The organism is Alteromonas sp. BZK5, from assembly GCF_014349115.1.
Classification (GTDB): domain Bacteria; phylum Pseudomonadota; class Gammaproteobacteria; order Enterobacterales; family Alteromonadaceae; genus Alteromonas; species Alteromonas macleodii.
This window is the reverse complement of the sequence record NZ_JACSOE010000182.1, coordinates 1-3,341: the sequence shown is the minus strand read 5'-3', so window position 1 is coordinate 3,341 and position 3,341 is coordinate 1. Positions and strand designations below refer to the sequence as shown.

The following is a 3,341-nucleotide window of genomic DNA, read 5'->3' as shown; positions in this document are numbered from 1 at the left end:
AGGCAGCACCACCCCCTCCACCGCCGCCCCCACAGCCGGCAACCGACAAGATGGCGATTGAACATACCATGATCTTGGGTGCGTGCATTTTTTTCATAGGATCTCCTTTCAGAAAGGGGCCTTCACGTCTGCGAAGCGTGAGATGTGTATACAGAACCAGGCCTAAGGATCTGATTATGGGTTGAGAAATCGCTGAGGTTTGCCTCGGTGCTCCATCATAAGCTCAACAGAGGGACGGATCGTCGTTGCTCCGCGGATATCACATTTGCTTACTGGGTAGTTTTTGAAGCCCGGTGCCGATCGCACCGGGCTGATCAACGGCGTTTCTCTATCGTTGAAAGTGCTTCAACCGCCCAACCAAAGGGTACAATTTCGAGCCTGGTTGAATGATTGACCACCGGACAACACTGAGAAGGGACCAGTATTTTCGGCAGGCGCTTGCAGTGATTGATAGCCCTGATTCACAAAGGGCAGCCATGCAGGCAGAGTCCCGTCGCTTGGGGTTGGGTCGCCGGTGCGGGCAAACGCCGCCCAGTAGCGCACCATCGTCTCGGCGAGCGTTGCGGAATCTGCGGAGAATTCGGCTTCCAGTTCAGCCTGAGAGGCAAAGACATAAGGAATTTCAGTGGCGTGCGCAGCACCTAAAGCGGGTTGAAAAGCGGGTTGAACTGTTGCAAATAATGGTGAAGGCAGCGGTGGTGCATTTCGGTCTGCAAATTCGTACGCGTAGACCGGGATATGTTGCGCGGCAGCCGCAATGTTACCAAAGCCTGGACAGGCAAAGATCGCATCGGTGCCCACGGCAGAGACCGCGATATCGGCATTGTCATAACTGCTAAGCGGATAGAGGTCTACCACCGCGTCCGCATTGGCTTCAGTGACTGAACCATATCGCCGTATCAGTTCTTGCCGGTAGGCTGTCGAACTTCCTGCAAGTAGTTCCTCAAGGGAATTGCGTCCACTCACAAGTTGCTCCATAGCAACAAACAAACGCCATTCATCCCGGTTCGAGCCTTCCAACACCTGGTCAGCCGTGAACTGTCCACTTGCCAACGCGGCTGCCACCGTCTGTTCAAGAACACCCGGTCGTTGAACAATTTCCGAACCGAATTCAGGTTCGCCGGCCTGCAAAGTGAGAAGTTGCTCAAGGGTCAGGTTACGCAGACACTCTGCCGCTTCAGGCGATGCATCATCTGCGCACAGGCTGGCCATAAATCCGGCACCGCGTTGCTCGGCTTCTGTAGGCGTTTCCTGGAAGAAGGATGGACCGCTCTGAACAATGACCCGATGAAACAAACCGTTGGTTCGATCATTGGCAGCCATTAACCCCTTGATGCTGAATCCGCCTGCAGACTCACCGACCAGTGTTACGTTATTCGGGTCCCCGCCAAACTCAGCAACGTTGGCTTGAAGCCATTCGAGGGCTTTGATCTGATCCATTAGACCGTAATTACCTGATCCCTTCTCGGACGTTTGCGAGGTGGCCGTAAGTGCCGGATGCGCCAAATAGCCGAGCACGCCAAGGCGATAATTAATGGCCACAACAACGATGCCTTCTTTCACCAACCTGTCAGGTTTCGCGCTGGACTGAAAACCGGCACCAGTATCCAGACCGCCGCCGTGGATCCAAACAACCACCGGATGATTATCACCTTCAGCAGGGCTGTAGATATTGAGGTTCAGACAATCCTCCGAAGTAGTCGACCCTGGATTTGAACTTTGAATGGCAAACGGAGATTGCGCCGGCGTTTGTGGGCACGCATCACCAAAATCTGTCGCCTCCAAAACATCCGTCCTCGGCTCCAGGCTTTGGGGCGCACGAAAACGGTTTGCTCCCTCCGTTGATTGGGCATATGGAACGCCGAGCCATTGTTTCATCTCGCTGCCGTTACTGTCGGTGACAAGCTGCCCTGTGACGGTTCCCTCCGAGGTCGTAACCGAAGTCGGGTCACTTGGACCAGATGACGAGTCATTGCAGGCGGACAGCGAAAAAACGAATGTTGATAGGATCAAAAGGCGAACAGCGCTTGGTATTCGTTGAGCATAAACACGCATTGGGTCTTCTCCATGAGAGGCATTGTTGTTGTAGTTCCGAATATATCGAGAGCCCTGCAAGTGCATTTATTTTCAGCGTACGCATGTAAGCCAAGGCTCTCAATGGAGTGTAACTTGCCTCTCGGAGTCTGTCAACGTAGATGTCGCGTTTAAGTCATCAGCTCTTTAACAATTGGCCGCCTTTTCCGGGTTCAGAGTGACTGATTCCGGCAAGCTGAAGTTTCGGATATCACCAGACCAGCGACGCGGGTTCTCGGCTTTCGCCGCTTCGATAATCTGTTTTCGCTGGGCCAGGATCTGATCAGCTTCGCCCGTATGGCGTTGCTGAGGTGTTACGTAGTTCAAGGCGCTGTGTCGGTGCTCGGTGTTGTACCAGCGCACGAACGCCAGTACCCATTTGCGGGCCTCCTCGATCGTTCTGAAGCCGTTTACCGGGAACCCCGGGCGGAACTTCAGGGTTTTGAACAACGACTCCGAGTAGGCATTGTCGTTACTGACCCGGGGGCGACTGTTCGAGGGCGTAATACCCAGATCGTACAGTTTCTCCAAGAAGGTCGAGGCCTTCATGGGGCTGCCATTGTCGGAGTGCAGCACTAGAGGCTTGTCCTTCGTCGCCAGGTGTTCACGCCAGTAGGCCTTCTCGATGAACTCGCTGGCAAGCTCGCCGGTCTCACTGTGATAGACCTCGTGACCGACGATCTTGCGGCTGTATACGTCCAGCATCAGATACAGGTAGAACCAGGTGCCTTTTGCTGGCCCCGGCAGCCATGAGATATCCCACGACCACAGCTGGTTCGGTTCTGTGGCCTTGTGTGTAGTTGCCCTGCGCTTGCTCTGGGGCGCTTTTTGCCGACCTCTGGGGTGTACTTGATCCTTCTCCCGCAGAACCCGATAGAAGGTGGATTCCGAGGCCAGGTAGCGACCCTGATCCAGTTGATCCGCAACGATGAAGGCCGGCGGACAGCTTCGATATTCCTTCTGGTTGCACAGTGAGACCACGGCCTGACGCTCCGCCTCCGAGAGTTTATTGGTGGGTGCTGGTCTGGGCACCACCGGTCGTTGATCGGCGCTGACGGCCTTATCTGCCGTCCAGCGCTGATAAGTGCGTATACTCAGGTTCAGCAAGGCGCAGGCCTTGACCAGCCGGGCTCCGTTACCCTGAGCCTCTTGGATCAGGGTAACCGCCTGAGTTTAAGACAAATTAACGCTATTTACTATCCTCTGTGACAGCTGGCTTTAAGGCTTGTTTCATGCGATTTAGGTCCAAAAACAGGAAGCAATTACGA

At 54.5% G+C, this 3,341-nt stretch carries 2 protein-coding genes; both read right to left on the bottom strand.

The window, feature by feature from the left end:
- Positions 1–345: 345 nt before the first annotated feature.
- Positions 346–2,055: a carboxylesterase/lipase family protein gene (locus BIZ39_RS20955; protein ID WP_187447986.1), complete on the bottom strand. Its 1,710-nt coding sequence runs from the start codon at positions 2,053–2,055 to the stop codon at positions 346–348.
- Between the two features lie 165 nt (positions 2,056–2,220).
- The gene (locus tag BIZ39_RS20950) at positions 2,221–3,228 is read right to left on the bottom strand and encodes an IS3 family transposase (RefSeq protein ID WP_316248270.1); all 1,008 of its coding nucleotides are present in this window, start codon (positions 3,226–3,228) and stop codon (positions 2,221–2,223) included.
- Positions 3,229–3,341 lie beyond the last annotated feature (113 nt).